At 40.2% G+C, this 17,893-nt stretch carries 12 protein-coding genes and 7 tRNA genes; all 19 read right to left on the reverse strand.

Features of this window, described 5'->3' with window-relative positions:
- Window positions 1-11: 11 nt before the first annotated feature.
- On the reverse strand, window positions 12-3,683 hold the full coding sequence (gene rpoB, locus AC3B5B_RS02510) for a DNA-directed RNA polymerase subunit beta (protein WP_489757134.1): 3,672 nt from the start codon (window positions 3,681-3,683) through the stop codon (window positions 12-14).
- A gap of 221 nt (window positions 3,684-3,904) precedes the next feature.
- Window positions 3,905-6,370 carry an ATP-dependent Clp protease ATP-binding subunit gene (locus tag AC3B5B_RS02515; protein WP_489769204.1) on the reverse strand — a complete coding sequence of 822 codons (2,466 nt, stop codon included), beginning with the start codon at window positions 6,368-6,370 and terminating at the stop codon, window positions 3,905-3,907.
- A gap of 357 nt (window positions 6,371-6,727) precedes the next feature.
- Window positions 6,728-6,801 (reverse strand) — tRNA-Pro (locus AC3B5B_RS02520).
- 3 nt (window positions 6,802-6,804) lie between these two features.
- Window positions 6,805-6,878, reverse strand: a tRNA-Pro gene (locus AC3B5B_RS02525).
- 8 nt (window positions 6,879-6,886) lie between these two features.
- Window positions 6,887-6,958: transfer RNA gene (locus AC3B5B_RS02530), tRNA-Gly, on the reverse strand.
- Between the two features lie 36 nt (window positions 6,959-6,994).
- A tRNA-Arg gene (locus tag AC3B5B_RS02535) sits at window positions 6,995-7,068 on the reverse strand.
- A 9-nt stretch (window positions 7,069-7,077) separates the two neighbouring features.
- A tRNA-Leu gene (locus tag AC3B5B_RS02540) sits at window positions 7,078-7,163 on the reverse strand.
- Window positions 7,164-7,177: 14 nt separating this feature from the next.
- Window positions 7,178-7,249: transfer RNA gene (locus AC3B5B_RS02545), tRNA-Gly, on the reverse strand.
- A 26-nt stretch (window positions 7,250-7,275) separates the two neighbouring features.
- Window positions 7,276-7,348: transfer RNA gene (locus AC3B5B_RS02550), tRNA-Lys, on the reverse strand.
- A gap of 79 nt (window positions 7,349-7,427) precedes the next feature.
- A complete protein-coding gene (gene lysS, locus AC3B5B_RS02555; protein ID WP_489757132.1) occupies window positions 7,428-8,918 on the reverse strand; it encodes a lysine--tRNA ligase in 1,491 nt (496 codons plus the stop codon).
- Between the two features lie 11 nt (window positions 8,919-8,929).
- Window positions 8,930-9,922: a tRNA dihydrouridine synthase DusB gene (dusB, locus tag AC3B5B_RS02560; RefSeq protein ID WP_489769205.1), complete on the reverse strand. Its 993-nt coding sequence runs from the start codon at window positions 9,920-9,922 to the stop codon at window positions 8,930-8,932.
- Window positions 9,923-10,060: 138 nt separating this feature from the next.
- Window positions 10,061-10,933 (reverse strand): Hsp33 family molecular chaperone HslO, encoded by an 873-nt coding sequence (gene hslO / locus AC3B5B_RS02565; protein WP_489769206.1) that lies wholly within the window; start codon window positions 10,931-10,933, stop codon window positions 10,061-10,063.
- Between the two features lie 108 nt (window positions 10,934-11,041).
- Entirely contained in the window at window positions 11,042-13,114 is a 2,073-nt protein-coding gene (gene ftsH / locus AC3B5B_RS02570; RefSeq protein ID WP_489757129.1) for an ATP-dependent zinc metalloprotease FtsH, read from the reverse strand.
- 189 nt (window positions 13,115-13,303) lie between these two features.
- Window positions 13,304-13,846, reverse strand: a complete 543-nt coding sequence (gene hpt / locus AC3B5B_RS02575) for a hypoxanthine phosphoribosyltransferase (protein ID WP_489757704.1) — start codon at window positions 13,844-13,846, stop codon at window positions 13,304-13,306.
- A gap of 8 nt (window positions 13,847-13,854) precedes the next feature.
- Window positions 13,855-15,177, reverse strand: a complete 1,323-nt coding sequence (gene tilS, locus AC3B5B_RS02580; protein WP_489769207.1) for a tRNA lysidine(34) synthetase TilS — start codon at window positions 15,175-15,177, stop codon at window positions 13,855-13,857.
- A gap of 39 nt (window positions 15,178-15,216) precedes the next feature.
- Window positions 15,217-15,624 (reverse strand): S1 domain-containing RNA-binding protein, encoded by a 408-nt coding sequence (locus AC3B5B_RS02585; RefSeq protein ID WP_489757127.1) that lies wholly within the window; start codon window positions 15,622-15,624, stop codon window positions 15,217-15,219.
- A gap of 16 nt (window positions 15,625-15,640) precedes the next feature.
- Window positions 15,641-16,033: an FtsB family cell division protein gene (locus AC3B5B_RS02590; RefSeq protein ID WP_489769208.1), complete on the reverse strand. Its 393-nt coding sequence runs from the start codon at window positions 16,031-16,033 to the stop codon at window positions 15,641-15,643.
- Window positions 16,034-16,102: 69 nt separating this feature from the next.
- A complete protein-coding gene (locus AC3B5B_RS02595; protein ID WP_489757125.1) occupies window positions 16,103-16,345 on the reverse strand; it encodes an RNA-binding S4 domain-containing protein in 243 nt (80 codons plus the stop codon).
- Between the two features lie 16 nt (window positions 16,346-16,361).
- Complete coding sequence (locus AC3B5B_RS02600) at window positions 16,362-17,891, reverse strand: putative polysaccharide biosynthesis protein (RefSeq protein ID WP_489769209.1); 1,530 nt, start codon at window positions 17,889-17,891, stop codon at window positions 16,362-16,364.
- Window positions 17,892-17,893 lie beyond the last annotated feature (2 nt).

The following is a 17,893-nucleotide window of genomic DNA, read 5'->3' on the forward strand; positions in this document are numbered from 1 at the left end:
GCAACCTCCTATTATTTATCAGTTGTATCGCCATCATCCGCGTTTAAACTATTAATTTTATCCATTAAATTATCTAAATTAGGTTGTAATTGTGCTTCTTGTTCTTTATTCTTATCAGCCATTTCTTGCAGTTTCTTTTGTTCCTGCTCTTGTGCTAATTTGGATAAAGCATCAACACTCTTAGACGTAGTATCTTCATCCATATCACGTAAACCAATTTCTTGATGTTCATGATCTAGAATCTTCATATCTAAGCCCAATGATTCCAATTCTTTAATTAAAACTCTGAAGGATTCTGGAACCCCAGGTTTAGGAATTGTCTCACCTTTAACAATAGCTTCGTAGGTGTTGACCCGACCAGTTACATCGTCGGACTTATAAGTCAAAATTTCTTGTAAGGTATAAGCTGCACCATAAGCTTCTAAGGCCCAAACTTCCATTTCACCAAAACGCTGACCACCAAATTGTGCTTTACCACCTAATGGCTGTTGCGTAACTAATGAGTAAGGTCCAATGGAACGCGCATGGATTTTATCATCAACCATATGCGCTAATTTCATATAATACATAACCCCGACAGCTACCCGGTTATGGAAGGGTTCACCTGTCCGGCCATCGTACAAAATAGTCTTAGCATCAGAAGCCATATTAGCTTCTTTAACAGCTTCCCACAAATCATCATCACTGGCCCCATCAAACACAGGAGTAGCCACGTGAATACCTAAATTCCGAGCAGCCATACCTAAGTGTAATTCCAAAACCTGCCCAATATTCATACGGGAAGGAACACCCATAGGATTTAACAAAATATCAATTGGGGTACCATCTGGCATATATGGCATATCTTCTTCAGGAACCACAATGGAAACTGTTCCTTTGTTACCATGACGTCCGGCCATCTTATCACCCACTTGAATCTTCCGCTTTTGAGCAATATAAACCCGAACCATCGTATTAACACCAGGGCTTAATTCATCGCCGGCTTCGCGAGTAAAGACTTTCACGTCTTGCACAATTCCACCGCCACCATGAGGCACCCGTAAGGAAGTATCACGTACTTCACGAGCTTTTTCACCAAAAATGGCGTGCAGTAAACGTTCTTCAGCTGATAATTCAGTCATACCTTTTGGTGTCACCTTACCAACTAAGATATCACCATCACGAACTTCGGCCCCAATCCGGACAATTCCGGTTTCATCCAAATCTTTTAACGCATCTTCACCAACATTTGGAATTTCGCGTGTAATTTCCTCTGGTCCTAATTTGGTATCCCGAGATTCTGATTCATATTCTTCAATATGAATTGAGGTATAAACGTCATCTTTGACCAAACGTTCAGATAAAACAACCGCATCTTCGTAGTTGTACATGTTCCAAGTCATAAAAGCAATCAGTGGATTTTGACCTAAAGCCAATTCCCCTTCTTGCATTGCTGGACCATCGGCAATAATTTCACTCTTATCAACATGGTTGCCCTTTTCCACAATTGGCCGTTGATTGTAACATTTACCCGCATTAGAACGCCGATATTTCATCAAATGATAGGTGTCAATCACATCTTCATCGTCACGTTTAACCTTGACAATTTTAGCATCAACATATTGCACTACTCCGGCATGATGAGCTAATAAAGCTGTTCCCGAGTCATGGGCAGCGACATATTCCATACTGGTTCCCACCAATGGAGAATGTGGCTTTAATAATGGAACCGCCTGCCGTTGCATGTTAGCACCCATCAACGCCCGGTTGGAGTCATCGTTTTCCAAGAATGGAATACAAGAAGTCGCTACCGACACAACTTGACGCGGTGAAACATCCATATAATCGACTTTATCGGCGGTCGTTTCAATATTATCATCTTTATGCCGGGCCAAAATCCGTTCTTCAGCAAATGAACCATCATCATTCAAAGGCGTGTTAGCCTGGGCCACCACATAGTTATCTTCTTCATCGGCAGTCAAATAGTCAATCTTATCAGTAACTTTATGCGTATCCCAAGAAACGCGACGGTAAGGAGTTTCAATAAAGCCATACTTATTAACAACCCCATAAGTGGCCAAGTTATTGATCAAGCCAATGTTCGGTCCTTCGGGTGTTTCAATCGGACACATCCGTCCATAATGCGTATAGTGCACGTCCCGAACGGCATATCCAGCTCGATCACGAGTTAAACCACCCGGTCCTAAAGCTGATAAACGTCTCTTATGCGTCAATTCACCCAAAGGATTGTTTTGATCCATGAACTGGGACAATTGTGAAGAACCAAAGAATTCCTTAATAGCTGCTACCACAGGACGAATATTAATCAATTGCTGCGGCGTTACAGTTGCTGTGTCTTGAATGGACATCCGTTCCCGAACAACCCGTTCCATCCGGGATAAACCTAAACGAAATTGGTTTTGCAACAATTCACCAACAGACCGAATCCGCCGGTTACCCAAGTGGTCAATATCATCAGTGGTGCCAATGCCCTCTTGTAAATTCAAGAAGTAATTAATTTCAGCTAAAATATCAGCTGGGGTAATATGCTTGATTTTTTCATCAATATTACCATTGCCAATGATATTGACAATCCGATCTTCATCAGTTTGTGAATAGACTTTAATAATCTGTAATTTAACTGGATCGCCCAAAATTCCTTCATCAGCTGGTTGGAAAGTAACCGCCTTAAAGTCAGGATTTTTGAGATATGGAGCTAATTTGCTCATCGCTTCCCGGTCAATTTTGGTATCTTTAGCTAAGATAACTTCACCAGTTTCTGGATCGGCTAAAGTTTCGGCGAGTGTTAAACCTAACAAACGTGTTTTTAAATTTAATTTTTTGTTTACCTTATAACGTCCCACTGGCGCTGTATCGTAACGCTTTGGATCAAAGAAGCGCGCGTACAATAAGGACCGTGAACTTTCAGCAGTCTTAGGTTCACCAGGGCGTAAGCGTTCATAAATATCTTTTAGAGCTTCGGCAACCCGCGAATCACTGGTATCCTTGTGGACATCTTTTTCTAAAGATAAGTTCAAGGAATCACTGTTACTGCCAAAAATTTCCGTAATTTCTTGATCAGAACCAAAACCAATGGCCCGAATCAATTCAGTAATCGGCAATTTTCGTGTTCGATCAATTCGAACATAACTAATATTCTTCGCATCGTTATCGAATTCTAACCAAGCTCCCCGATTGGGAATCACCGTTGTGCCATAAATCATGCGACCGTTTTTGTCAGCTTCGGCAGTGTAATAAACGCCCGGTGAACGTACTAATTGGGAAACAATTACCCGTTCGGCACCATTAATGATAAAAGTTCCTTGCTCAGTCATTAAGGGAAAATCACCAAAGAAAACATCTTGGGTCTTGATTTCGCCTGTGTCATGATTAGTCAAACGCAAAGTAACGTGTAGTGGTGCAGAATAGTTGGCATCATGATCACGTGCTTCTTCAACCGTATATTTAGGCTTTAATAGTTTATAACCAACATAATCCAAAGATAATGTTCCTGCAAAATCATTAATTGGCATAATATCTTGGAACATTTCTTTTAAACCTTCATCCAAGAACCAATTATAAGAATTAGTTTGAATGTCAATTAAATTTGGTAATGGTAAAACTTCCTTAATCCGCGCATAACTCCGCCGCGTCCGGTGTTTTCCATAATTGACATTGTGGTAACGTACTGTGTCTTGCGTCAAACTATTCACCCTTTCAAATCAAATAAATTACCAGTCAAATATTACAATTTCATTACAAATTAGCATTTAACAATTCGAAAGCAAAAAAAAACCAAAAATAGTTCAAACTATTTTTGCTTTTTTATAATTCCGGCTCGGACAAGATTTCGAGGGAATACGCCCACTGCACCACGCTAATTAATTATGATTAGGATAAAACAAATTCACCTAAGTGTCAAGTTCTAGACTTGAACTTTTTGAGCATGACGAATGTTAAATGATAACTGGCCTTTAGCTACCCCTACCGACAAACGATCACCTGCAACTAATTGCCGCGACAATAATAAATCACTAATTTGATCTTCGACTTGGCTTTGAATCGTCCGGCGTAACGGCCGCGCGCCCATTTGGGGATTGAAGCCTTTCTCCACTAACCAATTTAAAGCTCGCGTTGTAATCGTCAATTTGATTTGCCGTTGTGTCAAACGCTGAACTAAATCTTTCGTCAAAATCTTGACCACTGCTTGTAAATCAGTTTTAGTCAACTCATGGAAAATCAAGATTTCATCAATTCGATTTAAAAATTCGGGCCGGAAAAACTCTTTAGTTGCCGCTAAAATATGATTCTTCATGGTCTGATAATCGTGAGCTGTCGTTTGGTTAAAGCCCACATTATGTTCTTCATTGAGGCTATCAACGCCTAAATTAGAAGTCATAATAATGATTGTATTGCGAAAATCAACTTTGCGACCCTTAGAGTCTGTCAAAAAACCATCATCCAAAACTTGGAGTAATAAATTAAACACATCGCGATGAGCCTTTTCAATCTCATCTAATAAAATCACAGAATAGGGATGATTGCGGACTTGTTCAGTTAGTTGTCCGCCTTCATCGTAGCCCACATAACCAGGAGCTGCTCCTACTAAGCGTGAAGTACTAAATTTTTCCATATACTCAGACATATCAATACGAATAATTTCGTCTTCGCTGCCAAAAACACTTTGTGCTAAAGCTTTGGCTAGCTCAGTTTTCCCAACGCCAGTAGGTCCTAAAAACATGAAAGAACCAATGGGGCGTTTCGGATCTTTTAAGCCACTACGCGCACGACGAATAGCTTTGGCAATGGCTGTCACAGCTTCATCCTGACCAACAATCCGTTGATGTAATTCATCTTCTAAATGTAGTAATTGTTTGGATTCTTGTTGAGTAATCTTCGTTACCGGAACATTCGTCCATTGCGAAATGATTGTTGCAATATCATCACTAGTTACTTGAGATTGATCATCTGTTGGCTGTGCGCTGCTTTGTTCACTTTCGGCAAGTTCTTGTTGCAGTTTTAATTCCTGCTTCCGTAAAACTGCCGCTTTTTCAAAATCTTGTTGGGCAATAGCCTGATCTTTTTGCATCCCCACATTACTCAACTCTTGCTCCAGGGCCTGCCATTTTTGCGGTTGTTGCTGTGCAGACTGATTAATGTGCACCCGCGCAGCGGCCTCATCAACTAAATCAATCGCTTTATCGGGCAAGAAACGATCTGTCAAATAACGTTTGGATAAATCAACTGCAGCCTGTAAAGCCGCATCGGTAATCTTTAAATGATGATGTTGTTCATATTCTGGGCGCAAGCCTTTCAAAATCTCATAGGTTTGTTCGGTAGTTGGTTCTTCCACCACAATCTTCGCAAATCGACGAGCAAAAGCCGCATCTTTTTCAATATATTTTTGGTATTCATCTAAAGTAGTGGCACCAATCATTTGGAGCTCACCGCGTGATAGTGGTGGCTTTAAGATGTTCGAGGCATCAATGGCCCCTTCAGCTCCACCTGCACCGATTAAAGTATGCAACTCATCAACAAATAAAATAACATTTTGATCTTGGTTGATTTCATTAATTATCTTTTTTAGACGATCTTCAAATTCACCACGATACTTGGTGCCAGCCACTAGTGAACCCATATCCAGCATCATTACCCGTTTATTGAGTAATTCTAACGGAACCTCTTGCTTAATAATTTTTTGAGCAAGACCTTCAACAATTGCCGTTTTACCGACTCCTGGTTCACCAATTAAAACTGGATTATTCTTGGTGCGACGGCTTAAAATCTGGATCATTCGTTCAATTTCTTTGTCTCGACCAATGACCGGATCTAAGTGTTTTTGTTTGGCTGAAATAGTTAAGTCACGGGCTAAAGAATCCAGTGTTGGTGTCGCACTTTGTGAACCATTCATACTCTTTTTTTGATTAGCCCGATCAACTCGTTCAGAAATACCCATATTTTTTAATAATAAGCGCTTGGTCTTAACAATACTTAAGCCCAAACTAGTTAAAATCCGTGAAGATAAAATTGTCTGATCATGTAATAAAGCCAATAAGAGATGGCCGGTTCCAACTTGATTAGCACCTAACAATTTGGCTTGTTGACTAGCTTGTTCTAGAACTTGCCCCGTTCTAGGTGAATACGGTAGATAGAGCTGATCTTGGCGCTCATCCGTATTATCGCCATAGCCTGTGAGGGCTTCAATTTCGTCTTTAATATCCTCAGAAGTGACTGTCATTTCAGTAATTGTTTGAGCTGCAACTCCAGAACCCTGTTCTACTAAACCATAGAGTAAATGTTCTGTACCTACAGCTTGATGACGAAAAGCCATTGCGATCTTTTGTGCCAAACTTAGAGCAGTTTTGGCACTATCAGTAAATAATTCGCTCATAACAATCTCTCTTTCTTTTACTTCAATTGAATATTCTTAAAACATTACGTTGTTTGACTATTTTACCGCAGATTAACAAGAGTACCAATGAAAAGTCATCGTAATGAATTAAATTATTAATTTTAGTTTATCGTCAAACACTCATTTGAACAATGATTAAGAATTAGAACCAAAAGCTCCAAACTATTGAAAGTGTGGCTTTTGCCCATAGCAACTCTTGTTCAGTAACATAACATCTTAAAAGCATATAGGTTTAAACAGCATTAATTACGTGACCTCCCTTACTGAACTTTTCAATATACAAAAAGATACGATAAATAATATCGTATCTTCAACCATCATATGTAACTGGACTTATCGGGAAAACAAGATTCGAACTTGCGACCCCTACGTCCCTAACGTAGTGCTCTACCAAGCTGAGCTATTTCCCGAAATCGGGAAAACAAGATTCGAACTTGCGACCTCTACGTCCCGAACGTAGCGCTCTACCAAGCTGAGCTATTTCCCGATGAAAAAAGCGGAAGACGGGATTCGAACCCGCGACCCCCACCATGGCAAGGTGATGTTCTACCACTGAACTACTTCCGCAATCAAATTCACAAATATAAATGTACAATCGTACAATGCACCCAGTAGGAGTCGAACCTACAACCTTCTGATTCGTAGTCAGACACTCTATCCAATTGCGCTATGGGTGCTCATTATAATGCCGAGGACCGGAATCGAACCGGTACGGTAATCACTTACCGCAGGATTTTAAGTCCTGTGCGTCTGCCAGTTCCGCCACCCCGGCGTGATTATAATGAAAGCGGAAGACGGGATTCGAACCCGCGACCCCCACCATGGCAAGGTGATGTTCTACCACTGAACTACTTCCGCAATTAAAACTATCTTCAACGATAGTATGAGTCGCGTGGGGCTCGGACCCACGACCCACGGCTTAAAAGGCCGTTGCTCTACCAACTGAGCTAGCGACTCAATACAATCATCAGCTAACCCAATGACTGTATTAGTATAACAATTTTAATTTCAAAATGCAACTCTCTCAAACAAAAATTTACTTATTTTGTTCACCTGGCCGTAATGTTGGGAATAAAATGACATCACGAATGGATGGCGCATCGGTTAACAACATGACCAAACGGTCAATTCCAATGCCTAAACCACCAGTTGGTGGCATCCCATATTCCAAAGCTTCCACGAAATCTTCATCAATTGGTTCAGCTTCATCATTACCAGCTTCACGTTCTTTCGCCTGAGCTTCAAAGCGTTCCCGTTGATCAATTGGATCATTTAATTCAGTAAAGGCATTGGCATATTCATTACCTAAGATAAACAATTCAAAGCGATCAACAAAACGGGGATCGCGTTCACTCTTTTTAGCTAACGGTGAAATTTCAATTGGATGACCATAGATAAAAGTTGGTTCAGTAATGGTTTCTTCAACAAATTCTTCAAAGAAAGCATTAATAATATGACCAACTTGCCAATAATCTTCGTAATGAACCTGATGTTCATCTGCAAGCTTGCGAGCTTGTTCAATGGACATTTCGGGCCAAAAATCAACTCCGGTCCGTTCCTTAATGGCATCAACCATATGTTGGCGTTTGAACGGCTTACTTAAGTCAACAGCATGACCTTGATAAGTCACTTGCTGGGTACCTAAAGCTTTTTTGGCGGCATAGCGAAAAATACCTTCAGTTTCGTCCATCACATCTTCAAAGTTAAAGTAAGCAGCATAACTTTCTAATTCAGTAAACTCAGGATTATGCTTGGTATCAATCCCTTCGTTTCGAAAGACTCGACCAATTTCGTAAACCCGTTCCATGCCACCAACAATCAAACGTTTTAGTGGTAGTTCCAAGGCAATACGCATATACAAATCAATATCCAAGGCATTATGGTGTGTTAAAAATGGTCGTGCCGACGCGCCACCGGCTTGACTATGCAAAACGGGCGTTTCCACTTCTAAGAAGCCATTTTGGTCCAAATATTCTCTAATTGCTGAAATAATTTTGGTCCGCTTCACAAAACGATCGAAACTTTCTTGGTTGGTAATCAAATCCAAGTACCGTTGCCGATAAATTTGTTCCACATTGGTTAAACCGTGATACTTATCCGGCAATGGTCTTAAGGCCTTCGTTAATAAAGTAACATGATCAGCCCGCACAGTTAATTCACCCATGTCGGTCTTCATCACCGTTCCTTCAATGCCAAACAAATCCCCTAAGTCCGCTTTTTTAAAAATCTGATAATTTTCTTCACCGACAACATCTTTACGCACATAAAGTTGAATCTTACCCGTCCGATCTTTTAAATCAGCAAAACCAACTTTACCTTTGCCACGTTTGGTCATCATCCGACCAGCAACTTGCACTTTAACTGGCTCAATTGCATCTTTATCTAAAGCATCATATTGCTCATGCAATTCTTGGGCAGTTGCTGTTGGTTGATAACGATGACCAAACGGGTCAATCCCAGCATCACGTAAGTCTTGCATCTTTTGTCGCCGAACACGTAATTGATCATTCATTTCATTTTCTGCCATATTACTAACCCCTATCTTTGTAATTGTCGTTGCATTGCTTGCTGGGCAAATTGATCCAGCAAGTCATCAACTTCTTGTTGCGTATTCACTTCATTAATGGCCGCTTTCGTGCGGGCTGAACGAGGAATTCCTTTTAAATAGTAAGCGGCCTGCTGCCGAAATTCTGGAACACCAATTCGCTCACCTTTTAATTCCACTAACCGCGCTAATTGTTCTTTCGCAATTTGAATTTTTTCAGCCGGTGTTGGTTCTGGCAATAATTCACCGGTGTCTAAATAAGTGACCATGGCTTTTAATGCCCAAGGATTACCAATCGCGCCCCGCGCTACCATCACTGCATCGGCTCCGACTTCATCAATCATTACTTTAGCATCTTGGGGCGTTTTCACATCACCGTTACCCATAAACGGAATGGTTAAATGTTGTGCCACTTCATGTAATAATTCCCAATCCGCATGCCCCGTATACATTTGCGCTTTAGTCCGACCGTGCATGGCAATGGCATCAGCGCCACCTTCTTGGGCCGCTAAGGCATTCTCTACAGCCAAAATATGATCGCTATCAAACCCTGTGCGCATTTTCACAGTCAAAGGCTTTGAGATTTCTTGTTTGACCGCTTTCACTAAATCATAAATACTATCCGGATCCAATAACCAATGTGAACCAGCCCCGGTTTTAGTAACCTTTTTCACGGGACAGCCCATATTAATATCGATAATGTCCGCCGCTGTATTTTCGGCCACATATTTAATCGCCGGAACTAACGTTTCCTTCGAACCACCAAAAACTTGAATGCTAATCGGATGTTCGTTAGGATTCACATACAACATTTCATGGGTCTTTTGATTATTGTATAAAATACCGCGATCACTAACCATTTCGCAAACTACCAATCCTGCCCCAAATTCTTTGGCCGTCATGCGAAATGAATAATTAGAAATTCCCGCCATTGGGGCGACCACAACTTGATTGGGGATCGTAACATCCCCTATTTTCCACTCCATACTCTCTTCTTCTTTCTTTTAAAATCAAACCTCAGCCTGTTAAAATTAGCGTCTAGCGTTAATCAATGAATTGGTTAGTTTTAATTTTTTCAGATAACTATCATTTACATGATAGCAAAGTCAATACCCTACTGGCAATTATTTCTGTGAAATCATTTGTTGAATTTCAGTCGGTGTAAAATGATACTTTTGTCCACAAAATTTGCAAACCACTTCTACTGGTGGATTTTCTTGTTCCATAGCCTGCAATTCAGTTAATGGCAAAGCTTGAATCGTTTTTGCAAAGCGTTGTTTGGAACAATCACAAGTAAAACTCACTGGTATTTTCTCTAAAATTTTATTTCCCGTGGCAAATAATAACGTTAAGATTTCTTCGGGACTTTTTTCTTGCAGTAATTCATGCAATGGTGGTAATTGCTGAATCTTGGTGGTTAACGCCGTTAACTCTTGTTCCGTAGCCTGCGGCATGGCTTGCACCATAAATCCACCAGCACAACTCACATGATTATCACTTTCTACGTAAACAGACAGTCCCACTGCCGCGGGAATTTGTTCTGACTGTACTAAATAATACGCATAATCTTCGGCTAATTCACCGGAAATTAATGGAACCTTGCCTGTAAAAGGTTGGGCTAAATGCTGATCTTTGGTAACCGCCAAATAACCATTTTGTCCCACGGCTTTAGCCACGTCAATTTTACCTTTTTGATTCAGCGGCAAACTAATATGTGGATTTTGAACATAGCCTTTCACTTGGCCCTGCGCATTACCGTCCGCAACAATTAACCCGACTGGTCCGCCACCAGCAATCCGCGTAGTTAATAATTCATCATTTTTTAACATGGAAGTACTTAATAATAATGTTCCGATTAAACTACGCCCTAAACTAGCCGTGGAAGCACTCCATGTATCATGATTGACTTGCGCCGTCGCCACTAAGTTAGTGGCCCGTACGACATAAATTCGAAAATGACTATTTTGATTTAAAGCTTTAATTAAATAATCTTGCATCGCAAATTCTCCTTCAAAATTCAGTTGTATCATTTGAAACTCGTTATTAAATCTCCAAAAGCAAGTAAGCACAGACCACTACAGTCTGTGCTTACCAACTTGATTTTGTTATTCTTCAGTTTGATCATCATCACTATCAGCAGGATCTGCAGTGATAGTTTCTTCATGATGTTGTGCAACCTCATGCGCTTGTTTGGCTTCATCACGGCGTTGCGCAGCTTGTTTAGCTTCTTCAAAAGTCGAAGCCTTTTCTGATGGAAATTCATCTTGATTAGTTTCTGGCATATGACCAGTATTATATAAACTCAAAATTTGTTTTTCATCTAAAGTTTCATACTTTAATAGTGCTTGTGCAATCGCCTTATGTTGTTCACGATGGCTTTGGATAACTTCCACCGCCGTTTGATGACCTTCATCTAAAATCTTGCGAATTTCTTCATCAATGGCAGTTGCTGTTTCTTGAGAATAGTTAGGTTGACCGTAGGCCCCAACTGGAGCACCACCTTTTTCAAGTTGGACCATCCCTAAGCGCTCCGACATTCCGTATTCAGTGACCATGGACCGCGCAATTTGCGTTGCTTGTTCAAAGTCATTGGAAGCACCAGATGATTGTACCCCAAAGATAATTTCTTCAGCAGTGCGACCACCCATTAAGCCAGCAACTTGCTCCATTAAATCTTTCTTAGTCAGCAAGTTCTGATCTTCTTTAGGCAACATAATCGCATAACCACCCGCACGACCACGCGGAATAATCGTAACTTTGCGGACAACGCGGGAATCACTCAAAACCACACCAATGATCGCATGTCCTGCTTCATGGTAAGCCACGGTTTCACGTTCTTTAGCAGAAATAACCCGATCCTTTTTAGCGGGACCCGCAATTACACGATCTTCAGCCTCATCAATATCGGCCGCATCAATTTTAGTTTTATTACGTTCAGCCGCTACTAAAGCTGCTTCGTTTAAGACATTTTCCAAGTCGGCTCCGACAAACCCAGGGGTTTGTTGGGCAATAACTTTCAAGTCAACATCATCAGCCAAGGGTTTATTCTTGGCATGGACTTTCAAGATGGCTTCGCGCCCTTTGACATCCGGTTGACCAACTAAAATCTTTCGATCAAACCGACCTGGCCGCAATAAGGCAGGATCTAACACATCCGAACGGTTAGTAGCCGCCATCACGATTAAACCTTCTTTACCGGTAAAGCCGTCCATTTCTACCAATAATTGATTTAAAGTTTGTTCGCGTTCATCATTGCCACCACCAGTTTTACCGTTACCACGTTGGCGACCAATGGCATCAATTTCATCAATAAAGATAATGGCGGGGGCATTCTTTTTAGCACTACTAAACAAATCACGCACTCTGGAAGCACCAACACCAACAAACATTTCCACAAAATCTGAACCAGAAATAGAATAGAATGGCACGGCTGCTTCACCAGCAACGGCACGAGCTAATAATGTTTTACCAGTTCCGGGAGGTCCCTCTAATAAAACACCTGATGGTATCCGCGCACCTAAAGCTAGATATTTCCGCGGATCCTTTAAGAAATCAACTACTTCAACTAATTCTTGTTTTTCTTCTTCAGCACCAGCAACGTCAGAAAAACGAACCTTATTTTTCTTAGGATCAACTGGCTTGGTTTGCGACTTGCCAAAACTCATGATCTTGCCAGCACCGCCACCTTGACCAGCTTGACCCATCATAGAATACAATAAGAATGCGAAGAATAAAAACGGAATTACCGTTAAGGCAATATTAAGCCACATTCCATTCTGTGATTCCTCACGCGTACTCATTTTTGTTTGCGACTTCTGTGCCGCGCGATTAATTTCTTGCAACGTTGAATTATTCGGCAAAACGGTAGCCGTAAAATTCTTTGCCTTAGTTACAGTCGCTGCTGAGTGTGAAAATAAATTAACATTTGACTGACTGCCTTTACTAGTTTCAGACTTTTTTAAAGTTCCTGAAACTTTATAAACACCATTAGACGGTTGAAGCGAAAAATGTTTAATTTTATTAGCTTTTAATTTGGACACAAATTCACTCGAAGAAAGGTTTTCAACTTGTGATGATCCTTGTCCTCCAACAAACCAACTAGTAGCCAAAATTAACAACACGAAAATAATGATATAAAATAGACTATTATTTCGTAGTCCATTTCGATTATTTTTCAATCTATTTTTCCTCCACAAGAATAAACTTGCTTTTCATGCTAACACAATCTCGCATGAGCCGCTAGCCTTGATTAAGATATAACTATGTGAAACAAATGCTTACCACTTAAGCCCTTAACAGCTTTCAGCTACTCAGCAATTAAAACCAGTATATCATATTGTTTTGATTCCACTTGAATTAGAATTAACTTAATTTTGCGTGTAAACTTCTGGCTTTAAAACACCGATATATGGCAAATTACGATAACGTTCTTGATAATCCATACCATAGCCTACAACAAATTCATCTGGACACTGTAACCCCACGTAGTCCACATGCACATTTTGTTGCCGGTTAGCTGGCTTATCAAGCAGGGTCACAATTTTAATGGACTTAGCATGACGAGACTTAAACAAATTCGTTAATTCTTTTAAGGTAATGCCTGTATCAATAATATCTTCGATAAAAACGACATCGCGACCCGTCACTGATACGTCTAAGTCTTTGAGAATTCGAACCTGACCAGACGTTGCGGTTTGACCGTTATAACTTGAAACATCCATAAATTCAATTTCGGCACTTTGAGGTAGTTGCCGCATTAAATCGGTTAAAAAGACAATTGCTCCTTTTAAAATACAAACAAACAGTGGGTCCTTATCTTTATAATCAGCTGCTAACTGTTGTCCTAACTTTTTGTTAGCTTGTGCGATTTCTTCCGCAGAAAAAAGCACTTTCTGCATGTCCTGATCCATTTCCATAATTAATCTCCAATCTTAATTTCAAATAAATATTGTGTAGGGGAAATTTGATAACGATAAATATCTTTAATCCAAACAATTTCTTCATCAAAAGTGACTACCCACAATTGATCTCGCAATAAGCGGGGCAACTTCAAGTTAATCAAACGATCTTTTAGCTTTTGATGCTGCCCGTTCATTAAACGCACACGATCTCCTGGCTGGCGTGTCCGAATCCGAATTCTTTGTGGCAAACGATTAAAATAAAAAGTATTGCGATTGATTTTTGAAGACTGTTTAATTGTAAACTTTTGTCCATCATTTGCAAGACAGGGCTGATTCAACTTGAGCGCAAGCGCGAACGTCTTTTTCGATTGTGACTTCTGAAGCAAACTTAATTTTTGATAAGCTTTCACCAGTAACCAATTTTGTCCAATATCCATCTGGGCGTTAGCCTGTGGTAATAAGCGTTTAACTTGTTGCAATTGGCGGTTAGTTAAATCTAAGTTTAACTGGTGATGGCATACATACTGAATAAATAAAACTGTTTGCTCTGCATTTAAAGAATTAATCGCCGTTAAATCCATATCTAATGCTCGCGCGCCAACACTAATACTAAGCGTTTGTAATTGTTCAAACATTGCTGTCGTTAATTGCACTGACTGTTGTAACTGGGTAGCAAAATTAGTTACGTGCTGGGAAAATTGCGGATTTAATGCTTGCAGTTGGGGAATGATTTGATTGCGCAATTGATTGCGCCACGTAATATCTTCAAAGTTAGTTGCATCAACTGCAAAGCTAATGTGCTGGCGTTGTAAGTAAGCCACTAATTCTTGCTTAGAAAAATTGAGCAACGGTCGTATTAATTGTCCAGAAGCAAAAGCCCGACACCGCTGCATTGCCGGCACTTCCCACAAACTACCACTTCGGATCAATTTCATTAAGATTGTTTCCACTTGATCATCTTGCTGATGCGCAACTAATAATTGTTCTAGATCAAATTGCTTCATTAATTGTGCAAAGTACTGATAACGAAATTGGCGGGCTTGATTTTCTAAATCCGTCATTACCGACTCATGCTGCCAGGTAATCGTATGAAAAGCAATCTGGTGCTGTTGACAAAACTGCTGCACTAAAGCCACTTCTGACACACTTTGCGCTCGCAACTGAAAATCAACAGTTGCCACATGAATCACAGGGCGCCAAGCTTGAGGTAATTGTAACACTAAGTTTAACAATGCTAGGGAATCACTACCGCCAGAAACAGCAATTAACACACGCGTTTTAGCAGTCCAATCTTGATAAGTACGCACTTCTTGAACAAATTTAGCTTCTGTCACATCCATAATTTATACTAAAAAAGTCCGGGCTAAACTTGCTCGCACTTAACCACGACGACCACCACGGCCGCCTCTTTTCCCTTCAGTGTTCTTTTTAATCGTTGCCAAACGATCCTGACTTTCTTTCATAAAACCAGCTAATAAGTCATCAAAATCCTCCGATTTATGTGTAGCAACATGACCATGATTATTATGTCCACCATGACGTTTATAACTAGGCTTGGGTTCAGCTTTTTTCATTGATAAAGCAATTTTACCATTATCAACGCTCACCACAATAGCGGTAACTTCATCACCAATACTCAACTTATCATGAATATCTTTGACATAATCATTAGAAATCTGGCTAATATGTACCAGACCACTCTGGCCATTACCAATATCAACAAAAGCTCCAAAATTTTTAATGCCAACCACTTTACCCGTTACTTTTGTTCCTACCGATACGGTCATTTTCTTTCCTTACTCCTTAAAAATTTAAATTTTTATTTGATTCATTAGGAATATTATAAATGATTTCCCCATTTTTAGAATAGTTGAATCGATAACGAATTAAATTGTCGAGATATTCTGGTCGATGTAATTGCTGAATTTCGTTTTGTAAATCGGCATTTTTATTTTTTGCCGCTGTCAACTTCTGTTGCTGTTGAAAGACACTTTGCTTAGTTACGGCTTGCGTTTTATTAGCTTGATAAATGCGTCCACCAAATAACAGACTAATCAAGGCTAGTACTCCCAGTAATACCGTTACCCGGCGCCGATGAACTGCTTGAACATGCCGTTTAAATTGACGTTCAGCTGACCGATCTTCATTATCAATGTTAATTGGACTCACGTTATTAGTCCTCGGCTGATTAGACAAAATAATCCCTCCGTTTAGCTATCCTATTTTGAGTATAACAACATTAATATTATATTGTCTATTATTTAATCAGTCTAATCTTTGATACATCTTCGCTGCATCTTCTTTTTTAACAATTTGCGGTGTTGCCACTACGCGTACTTGCACTTGACGATTACCATAGTGAATTGTAATTTGATCACCAATTTCTACATCACTAGCGGATTTAGCAACTCGCTCATTGACTTCTACTCGTCCTTTGTCAGCCAACTCTTTAGCTAATGGCCGTCGTTTCACTAATCGCGACAACTTCAAATATTTATCTAAGCGCATGTTTGACTCCTTTTTTTCACAGAAATTTTGCTCCCGGTAATAACTGCCATTCTGCTTTTGACCACAGATGGCTATAATAACTACCTCCTAAGACTAAGATCACTCCCAAACCAGCTTCGAACAGTGTTTCAATGGCAGCATGGAAACGATCTAGTGGCCAAATAAATTGCCAGCACCAACTAGTAGCTCCAACAATTAATCCCATTGTACCAACAATAACAATAACTTTTAAGCAGAAATTTTCTTTCCAGATAATTTTTTGTAAGAAAGCACCTGAATAATGATAAATCAGTGCGGCCATGACTAAACTAGCTAATAAAGTAGCCCAACTAGCCCCTTGAATTCCCAAAATGGGCATCAAGCCCAAATTAGCTAATAACTTGACCACAATACCAACGACTAACACCCGCCAATTTTTTTGTTGTTGATGAAAAGCATGCATAATCGTATTGATAATGGTGACATAAGAAATAAAGATGAGCGATAAAACATAAATTGCTAAACTCAGACTTTGCTGAGCATTGGTAAAAAGTAAGGTATTGATTTGTGGCATTAAAACGGCCAACCCTACCGCACAAGCACTCGCTAACACCAAGGAAACATGTAAAGTAGCCGCCACCAACTGTTGAGCCTTAGGTCCACGTTGTGCGCTAATTTGTGGTAGTAAAGTTGTCGCAAAAGAAACAGCAATCACAATGCCTAATTGGGCTAGTGGTTGCCCGCGATCATAAATGCCCTTTACTACTTGCGGATGTGCTATGTGAATCTCGCGTAATAACTTCAAGACCGTGACGGAATCAACTAATTGTAACAAAATTAAAATGCTACCAAATAAACTAAGGGCTAAGCCTTCGGTCAAGAAGCGGTGTCTTAGTTGCTGCCAGACGACTGGTTGCGAATTGTCTGTTACTTGCTGGAGGTGAATTTGTGTCCAAAAATACCCTAATACTAATAAGCTCACTATGGCTCCTACAATGGCCCCTGCGTGTGCTAAACTTCCCATTAAATATAACGACCAATGAAATTGTTTAAACCCCAGCGCAACGAACACAATCACTAGCACGCGTGCAATTTGTTCACTCACCTGCGCTAAAGCCGTAGGCAACATCAAGAGCTTACCTTGAAAAATCCCACGAAATAAGGCCGCCAGTGGCGCCAACAGATAAAAGCCTGCTACCGTTTGAATCAAATAACTTAACTTTCGATCGCCCATCAACCGTGCTAAATCTGGCGCAACTAACCACAAAGTTACTGCTGAAATCATCGCTAGTAACACTAACCAATTACGCAAATGCTGATAATTACTTTGTTGGTGATCAGGATCCTCCACCATTATTTGCGAAATAAACATTGGCAAACCGGTTAACGTAATCGCTGTCCAAAGTCCGTAAATTGGATAAACCTGCTGGTAGACAAAAAAGCCGCGATCACCAACAATATTTTGTAATGGGATGCGGTATAAAGCACTCAAAATTTTAGTAATTAGTGCTGATAATGACAAAATCCACGTACTTTGCCACCAAAAATGTAATTGCTTTTTTTTCATTG

This window comes from Bombilactobacillus sp. ESL1187 (assembly GCF_058107155.1).

Bases quoted from the DNA above. Each gene is read 5' to 3' on its own strand.
- AC3B5B_RS02595 (WP_489757125.1), bottom strand. From the start codon at position 16,345: ATGCGCTTAGATAAATATTTGAAGTTGTCGCGATTAGTGAAACGACGG.
- hslO (WP_489769206.1), bottom strand. From the start codon at position 10,933: ATGCAAGATTATTTAATTAAAGCTTTAAATCAAAATAGTCATTTTCGA.
- lysS (WP_489757132.1), bottom strand. From the start codon at position 8,918: ATGGCAGAAAATGAAATGAATGATCAATTACGTGTTCGGCGACAAAAG.
- AC3B5B_RS02585 (WP_489757127.1), bottom strand. From the start codon at position 15,624: ATGACCGTATCGGTAGGAACAAAAGTAACGGGTAAAGTGGTTGGCATT.
- hpt (WP_489757704.1), bottom strand. From the start codon at position 13,846: ATGGATCAGGACATGCAGAAAGTGCTTTTTTCTGCGGAAGAAATCGCA.
- tilS (WP_489769207.1), bottom strand. From the start codon at position 15,177: ATGGATGTGACAGAAGCTAAATTTGTTCAAGAAGTGCGTACTTATCAA.
- dusB (WP_489769205.1), bottom strand. From the start codon at position 9,922: ATGGAGTGGAAAATAGGGGATGTTACGATCCCCAATCAAGTTGTGGTC.
- AC3B5B_RS02600 (WP_489769209.1), bottom strand. From the start codon at position 17,891: ATGAAAAAAAAGCAATTACATTTTTGGTGGCAAAGTACGTGGATTTTG.
- AC3B5B_RS02515 (WP_489769204.1), bottom strand. From the start codon at position 6,370: ATGAGCGAATTATTTACTGATAGTGCCAAAACTGCTCTAAGTTTGGCA.